We start from the raw sequence: 17,416 nt of genomic DNA, 5'->3' as shown, positions 1-17,416 counted from the left end.
GCCGTTGCCTACCGCTGGGCTGGCCAGTCCGGGTGATGGCTGTCGATCACGAACACATGGGTGTGGCGGTGGCCGCTGCCGACGCGCGTCGCACCGGCAAGATGGGGGTGATCGCCCGCCAGCGCATGATGGGTGTGTTCGATTTCGTCCGGGTCGGGCGCGGGCCAGAGCCGGGCGGCCGCGGCGACAGCGCCGATGGCGATGAGGCCAAGCGCGATGAAGGTCGTGCCGAGCCCGGCGGTAGCGCCGAGCCAGCCGGCCAGCGGATAGGTGATCAGCCAGCAGGCATGCGAAAGGGCGAACTGCGCTGCAAAGAGCGCCGGCCGGTCTTCGGGCTGGGCGGAGCGGCGCAGCAACCGGCCGGACGGCGTCTGGGTCAGCGAGTAGCCGATACCGATGGCGAGCCACAGCGGCAGCACCGAAGCGAAATTTGGAACGAGGGGCCCGATGAACAGGCCGGCGACGAGGATCGTCGCCCCGGAAAACATCGCGAAACGGTCAGGCGTCCTGTCGAGCAGGCGCGGCAGCATCAGCGCGGCAATCATCGAGCCGCAGCCAAAGGCGGCAAGCGCGATCGCCGTGTCGGTCTGGGTAAGGTCGAAGCCGGCCTGAACCAGCACCACCGTGTTGACGATGACCATCGAACCCGCCGCCGAGACCGCGAGATTGAGCGCGAGCAGGCCGCGCAGCCGTGGCGTCGAGAGATAAATGCGCAGACCCCGTGTCGTGCGGTCGTAGATACCGCGCCGTTCCGCAGCCTTCGGGCTTGGCAGCGCGACGGACACGACGAAGGCGGCCGAGGCGAGGAAGCCGATCACCGTGCCGGCAAACAGGTCATGGAAACTGACGACGGTAAGCAGTGCCGCAGCGAGCATCGGGCTTGCGACGCTTTCGAGATCATAGGCAAGCCGCGAGAGCGACAGGGCGCGGGTGTATTCCTTTTCATCCGGCAGCACGTCGGGAATGGTCGCCTGGAAGGTGGGGGTAAAGGCGGCCGAGGCCGACTGCAGCACGAAGATCAGCACATAGACCTGCCAGATCTCGGTCACGAACGGCAGGAACAGCGCGACGGCGGCGCGCACCAGATCGAGGCTGACGAGCATGGCACGGCGTGGAAGCCGTTCGGCGAAGGCGGCGGCGATCGGCGCCACGCCGACATAGGCGATCATCTTGATCGCGAGCGCCGTCCCGAGCACCGCGCCCGCTTCGGCGCCGGCCAGATCATAGGCGAGAAGGCCAAGCGCGACGGTTGCGAGGCCGGTTCCGATCAGCGCGATCACCTGCGCCAGGAACAGGTGGCGATAGGTGCGGTTTGCGAGGATCTGCAGCATGATGATTGGGCCTCGCTCGGTGGCGGTTTGTGGCAGCGGATTTGCTGCTCAGAGGTATTTCGTGATCGCCTTGAACTCGTCGATGGAGTGGCGCTGCTCGTGCGGAAGCGCCCCGATCGTGTCTTCAAGGCAATGGTCCAGGTGATCCTGGATCAGGGTTCGCTTCGCCTGGCTGATCGCCTTCTCCACTGCGTGGAGCTGCTGGGCGATGTCGAGGCAGGAGCGGCCGCCTTCGATCATGGTGATGACGCTCTTCAGGTGCCCCTCCGCGCGTTTCAGCCGCTTGACGATCTCGGGATGGGTGTCGTGTCTGTGCTCGCTCATATCAATATCCTATCCCCCTGGATAGGATATTTCAAGGGAGTGATTTTCGATGGTTGCTGCGGTGTCCGAAGGCGGGCGTTGTGGCGCCATGTATCTGGTCTATCCGGATCCAGATGCGGCGGGACCGGGTGCCCAGCGCCTGGGCGAAATCATCAGGCACGAGGCACGCGCCTGGCGCAATAGTCGTCCGTCTGCGCGTCTTTCCGGAATGTGCCCGCCGTTGCTTTAGGCCAGCCTCTTCGAGAGGCCGCGGCGGCCGCGCTCCATCACCACCCCGTGGTTCCAGCGAAAGACGGGTCTGAGGATAAAGGAAAGACGGACCATCCAGGGCTTCGTGACTGTCACGATCCAGTCATAGCGAACGCGGCAAGCGCTGCCTTCGCCTTGCAGGGTCCAGCGGCCGATGCCGTCGAGTTCGCCCAAGGCCCGGCCTTCGATGAAGAGAGGCGGCTCGACTTTGGTGGTCTCCATGTCGAAGACCAGTTCGTAGGGGAGTGCCGTCGACCAGCGCATGCGCCTGACGGCGCCGACACCATGTTCGTCCCCCTCGTTTAGCAGCGTAACCTGCTTCACCGATGGCCACCACTCGGGCCAGCGTTCCGGCGTGCTGAGTTCACGCCACACGTCTTCAAGCTGGGAGGCGATCGTCCATTCGGTGACGAGATGAAAGTTGGTCGACGACATCGCCGATCCCTCAACAGGCGGAACGCCTGAAGTATAACACGGCATGCGGACCTTGCGGCCCGCATGCGTCGTTTCACGCCGTCAGGCAGCGCGTGCAGCGGCGCCAAGCGGTTCCAGGTCGTCGAGCACCTTGTCGCCGTTGTAGACGGTCTCGTCGAGAATGCCTTCGCGCTTGGCGACGATCGTCGGCACGAGCGCCTGACCGGCGACGTTAACCGCCGTGCGGCCCATGTCGAGGATCGGGTCGATGGCGAGCAGCAGGCCGACCCCTTCGAGCGGCAGGCCGAGCGTCGAAAGCGTCAGCGTCAGCATGACAGTCGCGCCGGTGAGGCCGGCGGTTGCGGCAGAGCCGAGCACCGAGACGAAGACGATCAGCACATATTCCTGGATGCCGAGCGGCAGGCCGAAGAACTGCGCGATGAAGATCGCCGAGATGGCCGGGTAGATCGCGGCGCAGCCGTCCATCTTGGTGGTGGCGCCGAGCGGCACGGCGAAGGCGGCATATTCGCGCGGCACGCCGAGGCTCTTTTCGGTCACTGTTTCGGTAACGGGCAGGGTGCCGACGGAGGAGCGTGAAACGAAGGCGAGCTGGATCGCCGGCCAGGCGCCGGCAAAGAAGCGCGAGGGCCTCAGGCCGTGGCCGACGAGCAGCGCCGGGTAGACGACAAAGAGCACGATCGCAAGGCCGATATAGACGGCAGCGGTGTACCAGCCGAGCTGCGCCAGCGTTTCCCAGCCGTACTGGGCAACGGCGCGACCGAGCAGGCCGATCGTGCCGATCGGCGTCAGCCGGATAACCCACCAGAGGACCTTGCGCACAATCGCGAGAAGCGACTGGTTGAAGGCGAGGAACGGCTTGGCAGCATCGCCCACCTTCAGCGCCGCGGCGCCGACGGCGATCGAAACGACGAGGATCTGCAGCACGTTGAAATTGAGCGAGGTGGTGGCACCCGTGTCGGTGACCTTGGTGCTGGCTTCAAGGCCGAGCATGTTGGCGGGCACGAGGCCCTTCAGGAAATCGAGCCACGAGCCGGAATAGGAGGGGGCCTTGGCAGCTTCCTGCGAAACGGCCGAACCGATGCCCGGCTGAATGATCAGGCCGAGTGCGATGGCGATGACGACGGCGATGAGAGAGGTGATCGCGAACCAGAGCAGCGTCTGCCACACGAGCTTGGCGGCATTCTGCAGCGTCGCCAGGTTGGCGATCGAGGCGACGATGGCGGTAAAGACGAGCGGCGGTACGAGCGCACGCAGAAGCTGGACGAAGATCGAGCCGATCGTCTGCAGGGTGACCGTCAGCCAGTTGGCATTGCCGCTGGCATCGACGCCCATATTGCGGGCGATGAGGCCGAGCAGCAGGCCGATGACCATGGCCGCCAGGACTTGGAACCCGAAGGAAGCATAGATCGGCTTTGGTGAGGATTGGGTGGTTGCTTGGGACACGTCTTTCACTCTCATTGTGTGGCGGCGGCCACATTTTTAGGCAATGGCCGCCGCAAGTGCCCGAAAAATAGTCGAGTATTCTGGTCGAGATAAGAAAACCTTTGGCTCGAAAACTATTCCAAGTGGAATATTTTCCCGGATCAACCGCGCACTCTCGCTCCGGCCGGATTGCGCCTGAGGGCGGCGAAGCGGTCATCGATCTCTAAACCGGGCGAACTGACGAAAAACATTTCAATCCCGGCACGTCTCGTTGAAATCCTCTTTCTCTATAAAATTAGTATATAATGTAACCTGTCTGTCGTGGCCGGAGTTCGCCGCGTGTTGCGGAGCGCCTTGTGCGCTTCGCCCTCGGCAGGGTGATCTCCTCGAGTTTAAAGCGAGACAGGAGAGGATTGAGATGACACGCAAGATCCGGCTTGGAGCCTTTCTTCCCGGCGGCGGGCAGCATATTGCCGCCTGGCGCCACCCCGACCAGCCAGCCGACGGGGCGACCAGTTTCGAGTTTCACAAGCAGCTGGCGCTGACCGCCGAACGTGGTCTGTTCGATGCCTACTTTCTTGCCGACGGGCTGGCGATCGGCTTCGGTGGCGCGCGAGAGGGCGGCAATGCCCGTGTTGCCGGCTTCGAACCGGTGACCCTGTTTTCGGCGCTGGCGCCACTCACCACCCATCTCGGTTTCATAGCCACCTCGTCGACGACCTATGAGGAACCCTATACGACAGCGCGCAAGTTCGCGTCGCTCGACCTCATTTCCGGCGGTCGCGCCGGATGGAACGTGGTGACGACCACGGGTGATCCGACCGCCCAGAATTTCAACCGCGACACGCAGCTTCCGCATGCCGAGCGTTACCGGCGCGCCGCCGAGCATGTCGATGTGGTCAAGAAGCTCTGGGACAGTTTCGAGGACGATACCTTCATCCGCGACAAGCAAACGGGCGTCTTTTTCGATCCGGCGAAGCTGCACGACACGGATCACCGCGGCGAGCATTTCAAGGTCCGCGGCCCGCTCAACATTTCGCGCTCGCCGCAGGGACATCCCGTCATCGTGCAGGCCGGCCAGTCCGATGATGGCAGGGGCCTTGCCGCCGCCACTGCGGAGGTGATCTTCACGGCGCACCAGCACATCGAAACGGCGCAGGAATTCTATCGCGATATCAAGGCCCGCGCCCGGGGCCTGGGCCGCAACCCGGACCACATCCTGGTCATGCCCGGTGTCTCGCCCTTCGTCGGCCGTACGGAAGCCGAGGCGCGGGAGAAATACGAACGGCTGACCTCGCTCATCGTCGAGGAGGACGGCATCGGCCTGCTCAACGGCCTGACCGGCGGAACGCTCGATCTCCGTGGTTACGACCTCGACGGGCCGCTGCCGCCGGCGCCGCCGACCGAGGGCATGAAGAGCCGCCAGGCGCTGATCCGCCAGATCGCCGACGAGAACAACTTCACCATTCGCCAGCTCTACCAATGGATCGCGTCGGCGCGCGGCCACTACACGATTGTCGGTACGGCGGGGCAGATCGCCGATACCCTGCAGGAATGGTTCGAGAACGAAGCCGCCGATGGCTTCAACATCCTGCCGCCATGGTTCCCGACGGCGCTCGACGACTTCGTCGAGCTGGTGATCCCGGAATTGCAGCGTCGCGGCCTGTTCCGCACTGCCTACGAGGGCAAGACGCTGCGCGAAAACCTCGGCCTGCCCGTTCCCGTCAACCGCTGGACTGCTGCCCGGTCGGCCGTTCAGGCAGCAGAGTGAGGTGTTGCCATGTCCTATGAAACCATCAACCCCTCGCTTGCGGCAGGCTTTGCAACGGCGCGCCGTGAGGCTCTTGCCAAGAGTTCCACTTCGCCCGCCGCGCATTCCCGGCCGAACTCCGTGCCGCGCTGGCGCCGCCTGCTCGGCGCAATCGTCGCCCGCTACGGCCTCGTGCTTACGTTTCTGGCCTTCTGGCAGGTTGCAAGCACCGTGGGCTGGGTCAACGCGGCGGTGTTTCCGCCGCTCGACGTGATCCTGTCGGCCCTTTGGGACGGCATCGCCGGCGGCGCGCTGCTCGACGACATCGCCATCAGCCTGCAGCGGTCGGGCATTGCCTTTGCAGCCGCCGTCGCGGTGGGAATCCCGCTCGGGCTGTTCATGGGCCAGGTCCGGCTTGTCGAACAGGCACTCGACCCCGTCCTTCAGCTTTTCCGCCAGACCTCGGCCCTGGCGCTCTACCCGGTCTTCATTCTGCTGCTCGGTCTCGGCGAAACGTCGAAGGTCTTCGTGATCTTCTGGGCGACGCTCTTTCCGATCCTCCTGTCGACGATCGGTGGGGTCAAGGAGGTCGACAGGAAGCTGATCGAGATGGCTCGCACCTACGGCGCCGGCTCGCTCGCCGTCTTCCGCCGCGTGGTTCTGCCGGCCTCCGTGCCTGCGATCTTCGTCGGCCTCAGGCTCTCGGCCACGACCGCGTTGCTGCTTCTGATCGCTGCCGAAATGATCGGAGCGAACAAGGGCATCGGCTTCCAGGTGATGAACGCCCAATACAACTTCCAGATCCCGCTGATGTTTGCATCGATCCTGCTGCTTGCCCTGCTCGGTCTCGCCGCCAATGCGCTGCTCGTTCTCATCCAACGCAATCTCTGCCGCTGGTCTGCGCCGAACGCCTGACCGCCTTACCAGTTCCCCTTCGAAAGGATATCGAGATGACCTTCCACCCCCGCAATCTTCTTCTCTCGGCAGCCGTCACACTTGGCCTTGTTTCACCGGCGGCCGCTGCCGACGCGGTCACGCTTCGCTATCTCGCCAGCCAAGGCGGTCTGTCGGCACATGAACTCGCGCAGGAACTCGGCTATTTTGATGGAACCGGCATCACGATCGAGAGCGTCGGCTACGCCACCGGCGGCCCGGCATCACTGATCGCGCTGGCCTCCGGCGACGTCGAGATCGGCAGTGCGGCGACATCGGCCGTGCTGAACTCGATTATCAGCGGCAACGATTTCGTGGCCGCCTATCCCTCCAACGGCATCAATGACGAAGTGCAGTCGATCTTCTACGTGCTGGAAGACAGCCCGATCAAAAGCATCAAGGACATCGCCGGCAAGAGCATAGCGGTGAACACGCTCGGTGCGCACCTCGACTATACGATCCGCGAGGCCTTGCACTCTGTCGGCCTGCCGACAGATGCCGCCAACCAGGTCGTCGTGCCCGGTCCGCAACTGGAACAGGTCCTGCGCTCCGGCCAGGTGGATATCTCGGCCTTCGGCTATTGGCAGACGACCTTCGAGGGCGCGGCTCGTAAGAATGGTGGTCTGCGCGCGATCTTCGACGACACCGACGTGCTCGGCGAGATCGCCGGCGGCTTCGTCGTGCTCAGACGCGACTTCGTGAAGGAGCATCCGGAAGCGGCAAAGACCTTCGTGCTGCAGTCGGCCCGCGCGCTCGACTATGCCCGCGAACATCCGCAGGAAACGAAGGACATCCTTGCCAAGGCCCTGAAAGCCCGCGGGGAAAATCCTGAGATCGCCCAGTACTTCCGCGGCTATGGGGTGCGGGCCGGTGGCCTGCCGGTCGAGCGTGACCTCCAATTCTGGATCGACGTGCTGGTGCGCGAAGGCAAGCTCAAGCAGGGCCAACTGGCGCCAAGGGACGTGCTCTTGGCCGTCGACGGCGCAACGGCCAGCAACTGAGGACGTTCCATGAGCGTTACCCAGAACCCTCGCCGGGGAGAGGTGACGATCCGTCACCTCTCCAAGTCCTACCGCCTGAACGGCACGCCCTTGCCTGTGCTTCGGGATATCAACCTTAATATCCGCTCCGGCGAGACGCTCGCTATCGTCGGCGCCAGCGGTTCGGGCAAGACGACCCTGCTTCGGGTGCTGGCGGGTCTTGAGGATCCGGATGCCGGAGAGGTGCTGATCGACGGAAAGCTGACGAGAGGTGTCGGCACCGACCGTGCCGTGATCTTCCAGGAGCCGCGGCTCCTGCCCTGGCTGACGGTGCTCGACAATGTCGGCTTCGGGCTGGAGTCGCGTGGTCTTTCCCGTGGGCAGGCACGAGACCGGGCGCGGCGCTACGTGCAACTGGTCGGCCTGCAACAGTTCGAAGACGCCTATCCGCGGCAATTGTCGGGCGGTATGGCGCAACGCGTCGGCATTGCCCGGGCGCTTGCGGTCCAGCCGGAAATCCTGCTGCTCGACGAGCCGCTGGGCGCGCTGGACGCCATGACCAAGATCAGCATGCAGCAGGAGTTGGCGCGGATCTGGCGCGACGAGGACGTGACAACCGTGCTCGTCACCCATGATCTCGAGGAGGCGATCTATCTCGCCGACCGTATCCTCATCCTGCCGCGCGAAAAGGGCGGCGAACCTCGGCTGATCGAGATCGACCTGCCGCGGCCGCGCGACCGCAGCGCCAGCGCCTTCGTGCGCCAGCGCGAGGAACTGCTCGGCATCTTCGGACTGCACTAAGGTCGCGTGCGGAACGGTTGCAGCGATTACGCGTTATTCTCTCTCGACGTTCGCATCCACCGGGGGCGATGCTGCCAGATGGTCGGATGCTCAGCCGAGACAGGAGCAACGCCATGAAGCTTTCGAACGGAATGTCATTCGCCGCAATCGTTTTTGCCCTTGGCACGGCAACACCGGCGCTCGCCAACGGCTTCTACACCGGCATCGATCCGCACAATCCGCCGGGCACCCAGAACCGGGTGCTCTACGGGCAACCCTACTATGTCGAACCCGCGCCCGGCCCGGTCTATGTCGAGCCTGTAGAGCCGCAAGTCTATGTCGATCCGATGCCGACTGGCAGCATCTATGTCGATCCGTATGTCGATCCGGCGCCGGGTTATGTCTACCGCCCGCCGGCCCGCACGCTGGGTGATGCCCGCCAGCGCTACACGGGCGAGTATCAGAGCGGCGGACAGGGCGACTACTATCTGGGCGTCGCGCATCCGCCGCAGGTTCCCTGAAGAACCGGTTAAGCGAAGGGGCGCGGCAGTACCGCCGCGCTCCCTGATTCGGCCGGGTGCCTGAATTCAGATGCCTATTTCAGATGCCTGGAGTTTGAGGCGTCGCCTGTCGCTAGCGCCAACCAAGTGCCGGCGCGACATGCTTGAGGATCGCCTCGATCACATGGGCGTTGTACTCGACGCCAAGCTGGTTCGGGACCGTCAGGAGCAGCGTGTCGGCCTCGGCAATCGCCTCGTCCTTTGCCAGTTGCTCGACCAGCACGTCGGGTGCTGCGGCGTAGCTGCGCCCGAAAATCGCCCGCGTCTTGTCGTCGATGAAACCGATCTGGTCTTCCTGCTTGTTTCCGCCGCCGAAATACATGCGGTCGCGATCGTCCACCAACGCAAAGATGCTGCGGCTGACCGAGACGCGCGGCTCGCGCATGTGCCCCGCCGCCTTCCAGGCTTCCCGGTAGGCGCGGATCTGGTCGGCCTGCTGGACATGGAACGGCAGCCCGGTCTCGTCATCCTTCAGCGTCGAGCTCTGCAAGTTCATGCCGAGCTTGGCGGCCCAGACGGCCGTGGCGTTCGAGCTTGCGCCCCACCAGATGCGTTCTCTGAGGCCCGCGGAATGCGGCTCGAGGCGCAGCAGGCCGGGAGGATTGGGGAACATCGGCCGCGGATTGGGTTCGGCGAAGCCTTCGCCGCGCAGGACGTCGAGCAGCACTTCCGCGTGCCTTCTTGCCATGTCGCTCTCAGTCTCGCCCTCGGACGGCTGGTAGCCGAAGTGGCGCCAGCCATCGATCACCTGTTCCGGCGAGCCGCGGCTGATGCCGAGCTGCAGCCGTCCGCCGGCGATGAGATCGGCCGCACCCGCATCCTCGGCCATGTAGAGCGGGTTCTCGTAGCGCATGTCGATGACGGCGGTGCCGATCTCGATCCGGCTCGTCTTTGCACCGACCGCCGCCAAAAGCGGAAACGGCGAGGCGAGCTGGCGGGCGAAGTGATGAACGCGGAAATAGGCGCCGTCTACGCCGAGTTCTTCGGCCGCAACGGCGAGATCGATCGATTGCAGCAGGGCGTCGCCCGCCGATCGCGTCTGCGACTGCGGCGAGGGCGTCCAGTGTCCGAAGGAAAGAAAACCGATCTTCTTCATGGCCGTGCCGCCTCCTCGATGGAACCAGCCGCTTCCATGGCATAATTCGGTTCCCGGATACAGCCGGTGTCTGGTGACTTCGCCGTGAACGGCGGCGCGTGGGGATGCGCTCGCACCGCCGCCCTCAAGTCTTTCATCGCACCTGCAGGCGCGCTTTCATATTTGGGTGAAAGCGGCAGGTATAGTCGAAGGTTCCGGCCTTGGTGACGGTGAGTGTCGCCATCTTTTTCGGTGGTATCACCACGTCGAAATCACCCTTGGCCGTTGCCGTGTGCGCCATGACGTCCTTGTTGTCCCACTCGATCACGTCGCCGACGGCGGCGCTGATTTCGGCGGGCGAAAACACGAGCTTTTCGATCGTCACCCGGATGGTCTCCGCCCACGCCGATGGCGCAGCCAGCATCAGAGCCAGGCCGGAAATGGCGCCAAGGCTTCGCTTCCGCATCATGTCGCGGCCTACTTCATCATCCCGGCGACATGCTCGGCATGTTGCTGGTGCCCCTGGAACAGCTTGAGCCCGGTCTCCAGCAGGTCCTTGAGCTCGGCATTCTTCGCGGAGGGAATAAGCAGGGTTTCAAGCGCGCCATTGACCTGCTTGTGGTAGGCCACCTCGTTGGCGACATAGGCCTTGTCGAAGTCGGCGCCGCTCAGCTTCGCCAGCTTTTCACGCTCTTGCGTAGCCGCTTTCGTCAGCGCGCGGCTGGTGTCGTTGTCTTCGGGCGTCACCTTGAGCTTCTTGACGAGATCGAGGGCCTGCTTGTTCACGGCCTCGTGGTCGCGCAGCATGTCGTTGGCAAAGCCGATGACCTCCTTGTCCTTCGAGATTTTCAGGGCCTGCTTGGCGGCCTCGATATCGATGACGCCGGCGGTATAGGCGATATGGGCGATTTGCGGATCTTTGACCTTCGTGTCGGCTGCATGGGTAGCGCCACCGATGAGACAGGCGACGGCGAGGGCTGAAGTGAAACGGGCATACATCGGGAACTCCTTTTCCGGCCGCAAGTGGCACCGGTCTTGATGGATGACACCCGTTGGATGCGCGCCGCAGTCAAAGGTTCCCGAAAATGTCAGCCTGATAGCCCGAGCCGGTGCATGACCGCCTCCGTCAATCGCGCGCAGCGACGTCCAGCGAAGGGAAAGGCATTCAGGAGCACCGGCCCGACCTGGCGATCGATCTGCTGACGGACGAGCTGACGAGCCCGGTAGAGGCGGCTCCTGACCGTCTTTGGGTTGATGCTGAGGAGGGCGGCGGTTTCTTCGACGCTCATCGCTTCGATGACGCGGGCGGTAAAGACCAGGCGGAAGGCTTCCGGCAAAGCGTCGGCGGCCTCTTCCACCAGCCGCAGGATCTGACGCTGCGCGAGGCTGCGTTCCGGATCGTCGGCGTTCGCAGCATTGGGAAAGGGTACGATCTCGGCGCCGGCGTTGTCCGTCGGAAGCGGAACCTCCCGTCGCGTCGCCGACCGGCGCAGGCGTCCGAGCGCCTCGTTCAACACGACCCGATGCAGCCAGGTGGCGAGGCTGGCATCGCCACGAAACGTTTCGAGGTGTTCGAACGCGCGCAGATAGGCTTCCTGCACCACATCCTCGGCGATGCTGTCGTTGCGCACGACGGCGCGCGCGATGCGAAAAAGCCGCTGGTTGTGCCTTGTCATGATGATCCGGAAGGCTTCCGGATCCCTCGCAAGCGCACGCTCGACGAGAGTCTCGTCCGTCAAATGGTCCGCTTCCGCCGTGGCGGGTTTTGTCTGCACGGCATCCTTCATCATCCACCTCCAAACCACCGTTTGATGCGGATCGGGCAAAAACGTTCCCGAGAAAACATACGCCGCGTTAGCGGCAACCGAAATAGGGGCAGGGGCGTGCTTCCAGTCGCGAGGGTGTCTCTACGAAGCGGCATTTCGCGTGTTTTCGCCAGCGGAAGTTGGGTCTTGGGGCGCTGTTCGCGCAGCGGTATTGGCAAGCCCTCTTTTTTTCTCTGGCCAGGGAACTGGGGTTCCCTCTGGCGAGTTTGAGGATCGGCGACCCCGGTGTGCAGGGGCGCGTATCGCGGTCGCATCTTCGCACTAGGAGAGACGACGATGAAGCATCAAACAATAGAACAGTTGCAGGCGCTCGCCGAAATTCGTCCCGATCCCGTCATGACGAGAACGGAACGGCTTCAGCGTTGGGCCGAACTCTTGGAAAGCAATCCCGATCGCCGGCTTGGCACGCTTTCCGGTACTGAACGTGCGACTGCTGCCGTGCGTCAGGCCATGCAGGTCAACGGTTCGCCCATGACCGTCGCCTTCGAGGATACGCAATTGCGCCTCGCGGGGCTCGCAGACGACAGCTACGGCGAAGCAAAACGCTTTTTCGAAATATCGGATCATCAGCTGCACGACATCGTCTGCGACTGCAATTTCGGTAGTTCGGTGCGGGCTGCCTATGCCGCCCGTCGGGTTCGCGCGGCCATTGGTCTCTGGCCGCGTCTGAAGGCGCTCTTTAGCTGAGGGCTGAGCCCATCGGCCAGCCTCGGGGGAAGCCAGGGCGCCAGCCGGAAGCTTCCCTAACCTCCTGTTTCTCGTAAGCGGCGCGGCCTCGCTTTCGCGCCCGGTAAGGATATTGCGCCCGACTGGGTGGCAAACCTGGTTTTGGTCAGCCCGAGCCGATGCGCACCGCGTTGCAACGGACACAGTGTGGTCGTCGCGCGGCATGGCGCAAACCTAGCCCGAGGGAGTATATCGCGATCCTCCCCTCTTGCAGCATCATCCCCTCAACGCCGGTGCCGCGCGGCTCGCCGGGGGTGGAGGGATGTAGCCGCGGGAGGAGGATTTCATGACATTGGCAGCAGTAACCCGGGCTCTGGGTGCAACGTCCGCGCTGGCGATCCTGGTCGGCACGGCGCAGCCGGTTTGGGCCGCACCCGATCTGATCGTGCTCAACGGCGACGTGCGCACGGTGGACCAGGGCAAGCCGAAGGCACAGGCCTTCGCAATCGAGAACGGCAAGTTCACCGCAGTCGGCAGCAACGACGAGATCAAGGCACTGGCCGATGCCGAGACCAAGGTGATCGACGCCGGCGGCAAGACCGTGACCCCTGGCTTCATCGACGGGCATACGCACCTCACATCTGGCATGGACATGGTGACCGGCGTCGACCTCTCCTACATCCCGGACAAGAAGACCTGGCTCGAAAAGATCAAGGAAGCCGATCAGCGCCTGCCGAAGGGCGTCTGGCTGATGGGCGGCGGCTGGGACTACACGCTCGGCGAGGGCAAGCTGCCGACAAAGGAAGACCTCGACGCCGTGGTGCCGGATCGCGTGGTGGTCCTGCGAGATATCGATTTCCATTCCGTCTGGGTCAATTCCAAGGCGCTCGAAGTGGGCGGCGTTACCGCGAAGTCGGAAGTCGAAGAGGGCGGGCAGGTGCTCTTGAACGACAAGGGCGAGCCGAGCGGCATCCTGCTCGAAAAGGCCGGCGACCTCGTCGAGAAGCATCGTCCGGTGGCGACCGACAGCGAGCGGCGGGCAGCGCTGCTTGAGACGATGAAGTTTGCCAACAGCCTGGGGATCACCGGCGTCAACGACATGTCGGATCTCGCCGCCGTGCACGACTATGCCGCGATCCTCTCGGAAAAGAAGATGCCGCTTCGCGTCTGGTACGGCTTCTTCGAAGGAGATCCGAAGAAGATTGCCGCAGCGGTCAAGGATCGCGACGAGGTCGACAAAGCGGCCGCCGATTCCGGCGAGCAGGAGGTAAAGGGGCCGATGCTCAAGCTCGGCTACACCAAGTCGGTGATCGACGGGGTGCTCTCGACCCGCACCGCCTATATGCATGAGGACTATTCCGACCAGCACGGCTGGAAGGGCAAGCCCTTCGAGACCAAGGAGCAGCTGGCGGCGGCAATCAAGGCCTCCAACGAAAACGGCTTCCCGACGGCGGTGCATGCGATCGGCGATGGCGGCGTCAGCCTCGTTCTCGACGCTTTCGCCGAAGCCTCCGTGCCCCGGCCGCAGCCGAACCGTATCGAGCATATCGAGGTGGTCGAGACCAAGGACATCCAGCGCTTCAAGGATCTCGGTGTCGTCGCCTCGATGCAGCCGAACCATGCGACCGGCACGATCGGTAAGTACATCACCGAACGCATCGGTACCGATCGCGAGCCGCGGGCCTATGTCTGGCATTCGATGCTCGACGCCGGCGTACCGCTGGTGTTCGGTTCGGACTGGCCGACATCGCCGCTGAGCCCGCTGACTCAGATCAACGATGCCGTCTTCCGCGAGAGCCCCTTTGGCTTGGGTGACGGTCCCTGGCACCCCGAGCAAGCGGTCACCTTCGACCAGGCCCTGCATGGTCTCACCCAGGCGGGTGCCGACATGACGCCTTGGGGCGGTGAGATCGGCTCGATCAGCGTCGACAAGTGGGCGGATTTCGTCGTGATCGACGGCACTCTGTCCGATCCACTCGACCGTTCGATCCGCGAGCGCAAGGTGGAGGCGACCTATCTCGCCGGAAACGAGGTCTATCGCCGGCCCTGATCGGGGGCGGCAGCGTCCTTCTCTTGCCGGTCGCCGTGCGAGGACACGTCGATCGGCAGCCTTCCCACCGATCCAGATCACGCTCGGCCGGCGCTACCAGCGCCGGCCGATTTGCCGTTCAGGGCCATGGTGCACTAGCTTAGTGCCTGAAAATTCATAATAATTTCGCTTCACTTTGGAGCTTATCAAGCTAAGGACGCGATGGAATGGCGTTGGACTCGTTGGACGTGCGGCTGCTGCGGATCTTCGTGACAATCGTGGAGGCGGGTGGTTTTGCGGCGGCGCAGGGCGAGCTCAACCTGTCGCTCTCGACGATCTCCAACCATATCTCGGCGCTGGAAAGTCGCCTGGGTCTGATCCTCTGCCAGCGGGGCCGGTCCGGTTTCCGTCTTACCGAGGAGGGGCGTGCAGTCTACGAGGAGGCCAAGCGCCTGTTCGGCACGATCGACCAGTTCGATATCCGCATGAAGGGGCTACAGCACCGGCTGAACGGCACGCTTTCCGTTGGTCTGATCGACAACACCCTGTCCGACCCGGCCTCCCGTCTGACCCGCGTCTTTGCGCGGATGACGGATGAAGCGCCCGAGGTGGCGCTTTCGATCGTCACCCGACCGCCGCATGAACTGTTGCGCGACGTGATAACGGGCGAGCTCCACATCGCGATCGCGAGCTTCCCGCGCACGACGCTGGGGCTCGAATATGTCGATCTTTACGAGGAGACGCAGCGCTTCTATTGCGGGGCCGAGCATCCGCTGTTTTCCCGCGATGACAGCACGATCGAAATCGACGACATCCGGTCCTACAATCTGATCGGTCGCTCCTATTGGAATGCGCGCGACCTCAAGATATTCTCGATCGCCAATCCGCGCGCGACGGTCAGCGACATGGAGGCGGAGGCGCGGCTGATCCTTTCCGGGCGCTATCTCGGCTATCTGCCCGATCACTTCGCCAGCCGCTATGTCAGCGCAGGGCTGCTGCGGCCGATCCGCCCGGATCTCTTCAGCTACAGGGCGCCTTTCCAGGCAGCCTTCGACAAGTCGCGGGCGAAATCGGGGCTGGTGCCGTTTTTCGTCAAGCTGCTGACGAGCGAGTTCGGCGTCGCGCCCTCCGGCCGAAGCGCCTCGCGGCTGCGTGCCGGACGTTAGAACGCCGGGTCGCTGCTGCGGCCCGGCGTTCTGAAGGAACAGATTACGTGGCCGGTTCTAGTCGAGCTCGAAGTTCTCTTTGTAGTCCTGCTTCAGGTGCTCCGGCTGGTTTTCCTTCTTCAGGATGCAATTGCCGACGACGAGGCGCTCGATCTCCGTTCCCATGAAGCAGCGATAGGCGTCTTCGGGATTGCAGACGATCGGCTCGCCACGCACGTTGAAGCTGGTGTTGACGAGCACCGGGCAGCCGGTGCGCGCCTTGAACCGGGTCAACAGCTCCCAGTAACGCGGGTTGGTCTCGCGGTGCACCGTCTGGATACGGGCGGAGTAATCGACATGGGTCACCGCCGGTATTTCCGAGCGCGGCACGTTGAGCAGATCGATGCCGAACAGATTTTCCTGCGGGTGATTGGCGTGCAGGCGGCGGCTTTCCAGGACGTCGCCGACAAGCAGCATGTAAGGGCTGTCGGTGTCGATATCGAACCAGTCCGACAGGTCTTCACGCCGGATCGACGGAGCGAAGGGACGGAAGCTCTCGCGATACTTGACCTTGAGATTGAGCATCTTCTGCATCGTCGGCGAACGGGCGTCGCCGAGGATCGACCGTCCGCCGAGAGCCCGCGGTCCGAATTCCATCCGCCCCTGCATCCAGCCGACCGCTTTTTCCTCGGTCAGCGCCGAGACGGTGGAGGAGGTGATCTCTTCGTCCGAGAGGACCTCGAAGTTCGCCCCGGCGTTGGCAAGCCGCTGCTCGACTTCACCTTGCGCGAAGGCCGGTCCCAGATAGCCGCCCGACATGGAATCGCTGTCCTTCACGACACGCGCGCTTCCAAGATATTCGTGCCAGACCGAGAGGGCCGCCCCGAGGGCGCCGCCCGCATCGCCTGCGGCGGGCTGGATCCAGATATCGTCGAAGATCCCGGCCTTCAGCAACTTGCCGTTCGCCACGCAGTTGAGCGCGACGCCACCGGCAAGGCAGAGGTTCTTTTCGCCTGTCTGGCGCCGGGCATAGCGGGCGAGCCGCATGACCGCCTCTTCGGTCACGACCTGCACGGAGGCCGCAAGGTCCATCTCGCGTTGGGTCAGCGGCGATTCCGGCTTGCGGGGTTCGCCTCCGAAGAGGTCGTGAAAGGCCGGCGAGGTCATCTTCAGGCCCGTGCAATAACCGAAATAGTGCTGGTCCAGACGGAAGGAGCCGTCGTCCTTGAGATCGATCAGGTTGTCGAGGATCGTCTGCGCAAAACGCGGCCGCCCGTAGGGCGCAAGCCCCATCACCTTGTACTCGCCCGAATTGACCTTGAAGCCCGTGTAATAGGTAAAGGCCGAATAAAGCAGGCCAAGGGAGTGCGGGAAATGCAGCTCCTTCAGGAAGTCGAGGCGATTGTCATGGCCATGGGCAAGCGATGTGGTGCACCACTCGCCGACGCCGTCCATGGTGAGGACTGCGGCTGAGGCGAAGGGCGAGGGAAAGAAGGCGCTCGCTGCATGGGACTGGTGGTGCTCGGTGAAAAGCAGCGAGCCATCCCATTCCTTCTTGCCGACAAGCTTGCCGAGATCCTTGCGCAGCATCTTCTTCTGGAAGAGCTTTTCCTTGATCCAGACCGGCATCGCCACGCGAAACGAACTGAAGCCGTGCGGCACTGTCGCAAGATAGGTCTCGACAAGCCGCTCGAACTTCAGGAACGGCTTTTCGTAGAAGACGACATGGTCGATGTCGTTCATGGTGCAGCCTGCTTCCGACAAGCAGTACTCTATTGCCCGCGCCGGAAAATCGGGGTCGTGTTTCCGGCGCGTAAAGCGCTCTTCCTGTGCAGCGGCTACGATGCGCCCGTCTTCGACGAGCGCGGCCGCGCTATCGTGGTAAAAGGCCGAGATACCGAGGATACGCAC

17 protein-coding genes are annotated in these 17,416 nt (G+C 63.6%); 8 read left to right on the top strand and 9 right to left on the bottom strand.

Annotated features, from left to right (window positions below; all coding sequences use genetic code 11):
• Positions 1-8 precede the first annotated feature (8 nt).
• The 4 genes from ASD01_RS04845 to ASD01_RS04830 form a co-directional block, all read right to left on the bottom strand.
• A complete protein-coding gene (locus tag ASD01_RS04845) occupies positions 9-1,331 on the bottom strand; it encodes an MFS transporter (protein ID WP_060643605.1) in 1,323 nt (440 codons plus the stop codon).
• Between the two features lie 48 nt (positions 1,332-1,379).
• Positions 1,380-1,655, bottom strand: a complete 276-nt coding sequence (locus ASD01_RS04840) for a metal-sensing transcriptional repressor (protein ID WP_089042985.1) — start codon at positions 1,653-1,655, stop codon at positions 1,380-1,382.
• 225 nt (positions 1,656-1,880) lie between these two features.
• A complete protein-coding gene (locus tag ASD01_RS04835; protein ID WP_034789739.1) occupies positions 1,881-2,339 on the bottom strand; it encodes an SRPBCC family protein in 459 nt (152 codons plus the stop codon).
• Positions 2,340-2,420: 81 nt separating this feature from the next.
• Positions 2,421-3,782, bottom strand: coding sequence for a dicarboxylate/amino acid:cation symporter (locus ASD01_RS04830; RefSeq protein WP_034789738.1), 1,362 nt, complete (start codon positions 3,780-3,782; stop codon positions 2,421-2,423).
• 397 nt (positions 3,783-4,179) lie between these two features.
• Between ASD01_RS04830 and ASD01_RS04825 the strand changes: the two genes are divergently transcribed.
• From ASD01_RS04825 to ASD01_RS04805, 5 genes are all read left to right on the top strand, one after another.
• Complete coding sequence (locus ASD01_RS04825; protein ID WP_034789736.1) at positions 4,180-5,532, top strand: LLM class flavin-dependent oxidoreductase; 1,353 nt, start codon at positions 4,180-4,182, stop codon at positions 5,530-5,532.
• Between the two features lie 9 nt (positions 5,533-5,541).
• Entirely contained in the window at positions 5,542-6,426 is an 885-nt protein-coding gene (locus ASD01_RS04820; protein ID WP_034789734.1) for an ABC transporter permease, read from the top strand.
• A gap of 35 nt (positions 6,427-6,461) precedes the next feature.
• Positions 6,462-7,445: an ABC transporter substrate-binding protein gene (locus ASD01_RS04815; RefSeq protein WP_034789726.1), complete on the top strand. Its 984-nt coding sequence runs from the start codon at positions 6,462-6,464 to the stop codon at positions 7,443-7,445.
• Between the two features lie 9 nt (positions 7,446-7,454).
• Entirely contained in the window at positions 7,455-8,225 is a 771-nt protein-coding gene (locus tag ASD01_RS04810; protein ID WP_060643604.1) for an ABC transporter ATP-binding protein, read from the top strand.
• Between the two features lie 113 nt (positions 8,226-8,338).
• Positions 8,339-8,725, top strand: coding sequence for a hypothetical protein (locus ASD01_RS04805; RefSeq protein WP_034789721.1), 387 nt, complete (start codon positions 8,339-8,341; stop codon positions 8,723-8,725).
• A 112-nt stretch (positions 8,726-8,837) separates the two neighbouring features.
• Here ASD01_RS04805 and ASD01_RS04800 read toward each other — a convergent pair whose 3' ends face one another.
• The 4 genes from ASD01_RS04800 to ASD01_RS04785 form a co-directional block, all read right to left on the bottom strand.
• Positions 8,838-9,860, bottom strand: a complete 1,023-nt coding sequence (locus ASD01_RS04800) for an LLM class flavin-dependent oxidoreductase (RefSeq protein WP_034789718.1) — start codon at positions 9,858-9,860, stop codon at positions 8,838-8,840.
• Positions 9,861-9,993: 133 nt separating this feature from the next.
• On the bottom strand, positions 9,994-10,305 hold the full coding sequence (locus ASD01_RS04795) for a cupredoxin domain-containing protein (protein ID WP_034789875.1): 312 nt from the start codon (positions 10,303-10,305) through the stop codon (positions 9,994-9,996).
• 11 nt (positions 10,306-10,316) lie between these two features.
• Positions 10,317-10,838 carry a DUF4142 domain-containing protein gene (locus ASD01_RS04790; protein ID WP_034789715.1) on the bottom strand — a complete coding sequence of 174 codons (522 nt, stop codon included), beginning with the start codon at positions 10,836-10,838 and terminating at the stop codon, positions 10,317-10,319.
• Positions 10,839-10,927: 89 nt separating this feature from the next.
• Positions 10,928-11,629 carry an RNA polymerase sigma factor gene (locus ASD01_RS04785; RefSeq protein WP_082584561.1) on the bottom strand — a complete coding sequence of 234 codons (702 nt, stop codon included), beginning with the start codon at positions 11,627-11,629 and terminating at the stop codon, positions 10,928-10,930.
• A 312-nt stretch (positions 11,630-11,941) separates the two neighbouring features.
• Here ASD01_RS04785 and ASD01_RS04780 point away from each other — a divergent pair, with 312 nt between their 5' ends.
• The 3 genes from ASD01_RS04780 to ASD01_RS04770 all read left to right on the top strand — a co-directional run bounded on the left by ASD01_RS04780 (position 11,942) and on the right by ASD01_RS04770 (position 15,526).
• Positions 11,942-12,352 (top strand): hypothetical protein, encoded by a 411-nt coding sequence (locus ASD01_RS04780; RefSeq protein ID WP_034789708.1) that lies wholly within the window; start codon positions 11,942-11,944, stop codon positions 12,350-12,352.
• Between the two features lie 325 nt (positions 12,353-12,677).
• Complete coding sequence (locus ASD01_RS04775; RefSeq protein ID WP_034789705.1) at positions 12,678-14,381, top strand: amidohydrolase; 1,704 nt, start codon at positions 12,678-12,680, stop codon at positions 14,379-14,381.
• A gap of 206 nt (positions 14,382-14,587) precedes the next feature.
• Positions 14,588-15,526, top strand: coding sequence for a LysR family transcriptional regulator (locus ASD01_RS04770; RefSeq protein WP_060643603.1), 939 nt, complete (start codon positions 14,588-14,590; stop codon positions 15,524-15,526).
• A 57-nt stretch (positions 15,527-15,583) separates the two neighbouring features.
• Here the strand turns inward: ASD01_RS04770 and ASD01_RS04765 are convergent, their stop codons facing one another.
• Positions 15,584-17,416 carry a carbamoyltransferase family protein gene (locus tag ASD01_RS04765; RefSeq protein ID WP_034789695.1) on the bottom strand — a complete coding sequence of 611 codons (1,833 nt, stop codon included), beginning with the start codon at positions 17,414-17,416 and terminating at the stop codon, positions 15,584-15,586.

This window comes from Ensifer sp. Root423 (assembly GCF_001426275.1).
GTDB classification, from domain to species: domain Bacteria; phylum Pseudomonadota; class Alphaproteobacteria; order Rhizobiales; family Rhizobiaceae; genus Ensifer; species Ensifer adhaerens.
Note: the sequence above shows the minus strand (reverse complement) of the source record. Positions and strands in the feature narration are given on the sequence as shown.

Bases quoted from the DNA above. Each gene is read 5' to 3' on its own strand.
- ASD01_RS04845 (WP_060643605.1), bottom strand. From the start codon at position 1,331: ATGCTGCAGATCCTCGCAAACCGCACCTATCGCCACCTGTTCCTGGCG.
- ASD01_RS04840 (WP_089042985.1), bottom strand. From the start codon at position 1,655: ATGAGCGAGCACAGACACGACACCCATCCCGAGATCGTCAAGCGGCTG.
- ASD01_RS04835 (WP_034789739.1), bottom strand. From the start codon at position 2,339: ATGTCGTCGACCAACTTTCATCTCGTCACCGAATGGACGATCGCCTCC.
- ASD01_RS04825 (WP_034789736.1), top strand. From the start codon at position 4,180: ATGACACGCAAGATCCGGCTTGGAGCCTTTCTTCCCGGCGGCGGGCAG.
- ASD01_RS04820 (WP_034789734.1), top strand. From the start codon at position 5,542: ATGTCCTATGAAACCATCAACCCCTCGCTTGCGGCAGGCTTTGCAACG.
- ASD01_RS04815 (WP_034789726.1), top strand. From the start codon at position 6,462: ATGACCTTCCACCCCCGCAATCTTCTTCTCTCGGCAGCCGTCACACTT.
- ASD01_RS04810 (WP_060643604.1), top strand. From the start codon at position 7,455: ATGAGCGTTACCCAGAACCCTCGCCGGGGAGAGGTGACGATCCGTCAC.
- ASD01_RS04805 (WP_034789721.1), top strand. From the start codon at position 8,339: ATGAAGCTTTCGAACGGAATGTCATTCGCCGCAATCGTTTTTGCCCTT.
- ASD01_RS04800 (WP_034789718.1), bottom strand. From the start codon at position 9,860: ATGAAGAAGATCGGTTTTCTTTCCTTCGGACACTGGACGCCCTCGCCG.
- ASD01_RS04795 (WP_034789875.1), bottom strand. From the start codon at position 10,305: ATGCGGAAGCGAAGCCTTGGCGCCATTTCCGGCCTGGCTCTGATGCTG.
- ASD01_RS04790 (WP_034789715.1), bottom strand. From the start codon at position 10,838: ATGTATGCCCGTTTCACTTCAGCCCTCGCCGTCGCCTGTCTCATCGGT.
- ASD01_RS04785 (WP_082584561.1), bottom strand. From the start codon at position 11,629: ATGATGAAGGATGCCGTGCAGACAAAACCCGCCACGGCGGAAGCGGAC.
- ASD01_RS04780 (WP_034789708.1), top strand. From the start codon at position 11,942: ATGAAGCATCAAACAATAGAACAGTTGCAGGCGCTCGCCGAAATTCGT.
- ASD01_RS04775 (WP_034789705.1), top strand. From the start codon at position 12,678: ATGACATTGGCAGCAGTAACCCGGGCTCTGGGTGCAACGTCCGCGCTG.
- ASD01_RS04770 (WP_060643603.1), top strand. From the start codon at position 14,588: ATGGCGTTGGACTCGTTGGACGTGCGGCTGCTGCGGATCTTCGTGACA.